Below are 2,311 nucleotides of genomic sequence, written 5' to 3'. Positions count from 1 at the left end.
TATCCTTCCTGCTCGGCTTGACTGTCCCGATTTTGAACGGGGTTCCGATCAGCTCACTTGCTGGCGTGTTCGCTCGCTGTACATTCTTTTCTTTGGTGTTCTTAAGGGGGCTATGCTTACTTTCATCGCGCGGCGACTGCTGCAACTGCCGATTACGCTGCTGGGCGCGGCCCTGCTGGTGTTTGCGCTGACCCAGGCGCTCAAGCCGGAAATCCGCGCCGTGGCCTATATCACCAACGAAAAGCAACTTAACCAGTTGCCTGAAATCGTCAAGCTGTATGGGCTAGATCAAAGCCCGCTGCTGCAATTCGGGCGCTGGGCTGGAAAGGTCGTTCGCGGTGACCTGGGCTACTCCACCAGCGCCCGCGATCCGGTGCTTTCGGCCATCGGGCAGTATTTTCCGGCCACCATCGAACTGATTTTGGTGTCGATCATTCCGATCGTGCTCTTTGGGGTGGTGCTGGGCATTTTTGCCGGAGCCAACCGCAACCGCTGGCCCGACCAGGTTGCCCGCGTCGTCGCCATCGTGGGCTCGGCGCTGCCGAGTTTCGTGCTGGGCATTTTTCTGCTGGCCTACTTTTACGGCAACTTGCAACTGTTTCCGCCGGGGCGCATTAGCGATTCATACAGCTTGCAGCTCGACAGCGTGGACGGCTTTTTGCTGACCCGCTCGGTATTCAAAGGAGATTGGCCAGTGGTGCTCGATCTGCTGCGGCACATGATCATGCCCGCTTTCGTACTCACGCTGATCAGCAGCGCCCAGCTCGTGCGCGTGACCCGTTCGAACATGATCGAGCAACTTCAGCAAGATTATGTCCGGACAGCCCGTTCCAAGGGCTTATCGGAGCGCAAAGTCATCAACAAGCACGCCCTGCGCAACGTGCTGCTGCCAGTCATCACACTGGCGGGCATTTTGTTTTTTACCTTGCTGGGCGGCGCGACCATCACTGAAACGGTCTTCAACTATCCAGGGGTCGGTTATTGGTCGGCGAAGGCGGCACAACTGCTCGATGTCAACGGCGTCATCGGCTACACCCTGGTCATCGCTACCATCACCATCGTGGCCAACACTCTGGTAGACGTCATCTACGGCCTGGTCGATCCACGCGTGAGGTTCGACTGATGTGTCAGGTTCGGTCTGTGTATGAAGTTCTACCGGTGTCAGGTCAACAGTTCTGGAGCAACTCGTGAAAATCTGGCGTAAATTTGCCCGCAACCCGCTGGGCGTCTTCGGTCTGTTGCTGGTGATCTTGTTTGCCCTGGTCGCCCTGCTAGCCCCGCTGATCGCACCGATGCCTGCCGACCAGGGCAACGTGCCTAGCGTCTTGAGTATTCCCAAACGCATGGCCAGCGACGGCTACTCATCTCAGCCGACCCTACCCAGTACCGCGCATCCGCTGGGGCTGTCGGAAAACGGTTACGACATCAAGTTCGGGGTCATCTGGGGCGCCCGGACCGCCTTTGTCGTCTCGATTTCGATTGTGCTGATCAGCCTGGTGGTGGGTCTGGTGGTGGGCACGCTGGCCGGGTACTACGGCGGCTGGCTCGACGCCCTGATGATGCGCTTTACCGATATCGTCTTCGCCTTTCCGGTGATCTTGCTGCTGATCGTACTGGCGGTTATCTTCGGGCGTGAGCTGATCGTGCTGATTCTGGCCTTCGCGGCGGTGAGCTGGGGCACCTACGCCCGGCTGATCCGCTCGGAGATCCTCAAGGTCAAGCGGCTGGAATACGTCGAGGGTGCGCGTGCCCTGGGCGCCGGAGACCCACGTGTGGTGCTGGGCCATGTGCTGCCCAACAGCTTAAGTAGCTTGCTGGTAGTGGTCAGCAGCGATATGGGCTCCATCGTGGTGGCCTTCGCAGCACTGAGTTTCTTGGGCGTGGGCGCCCCGACCGGTTTTCCCGACTGGGGCCAATTGATGCTGCTGAGCAAAACCTGGATCAACGAGCCGCAGTACTGGTTTACCTACATCTATCCCGGCGTGGCGCTGATTTTGTTCAGCCTGGCCTGGAATCTGGTCGGCGACTCCCTGCGCGACGCCATCGATCCGCGCAGCCGCTGACCTGCACGGTATCCGCTCCGACCCACGCGCCGGAAAGTGTCACCAATCCCCCCATTAGAGGGGGGCTTTTTCTTGCACCAGACGGTATTAATCGCACATCAAACCCGGACCTGGACGGCGCACAATACAGAGCACCATGACACGTCTGCTGCTGCTCGCACTGGCCCTGGGCCTGACCAATCCAGCCCTCTCCCAGCCGACTGCCAGCCAGCCGACTGCCAGCCAGCCGACTGCCGCCCGGCTCACTG

2 protein-coding genes are annotated in these 2,311 nt (G+C 59.7%); both read left to right on the top strand.

The genetic code is table 11. From position 1 onward, the window contains the following. Positions 1-112: 112 nt before the first annotated feature. The gene (locus Q0R23_RS02655) at positions 113-1,123 is read left to right on the top strand and encodes an ABC transporter permease (protein WP_293910088.1); all 1,011 of its coding nucleotides are present in this window, start codon (positions 113-115) and stop codon (positions 1,121-1,123) included. 64 nt (positions 1,124-1,187) lie between these two features. Next, on the top strand, positions 1,188-2,063 hold the full coding sequence (locus tag Q0R23_RS02650) for an ABC transporter permease (RefSeq protein ID WP_293910086.1): 876 nt from the start codon (positions 1,188-1,190) through the stop codon (positions 2,061-2,063). The last annotated feature ends 248 nt before the right edge of the window (positions 2,064-2,311 follow it).

It is taken from the genome of Deinococcus sp. (genome assembly GCF_025362455.1).
Taxonomy (GTDB): domain Bacteria; phylum Deinococcota; class Deinococci; order Deinococcales; family Deinococcaceae; genus Deinococcus.
The sequence above is the reverse complement of the archived record's forward strand: the minus strand, read 5'-3'. Positions and strand labels throughout refer to the sequence as shown.

Bases quoted from the DNA above. Each gene is read 5' to 3' on its own strand.
- Q0R23_RS02655 (WP_293910088.1), top strand. From the start codon at position 113: ATGCTTACTTTCATCGCGCGGCGACTGCTGCAACTGCCGATTACGCTG.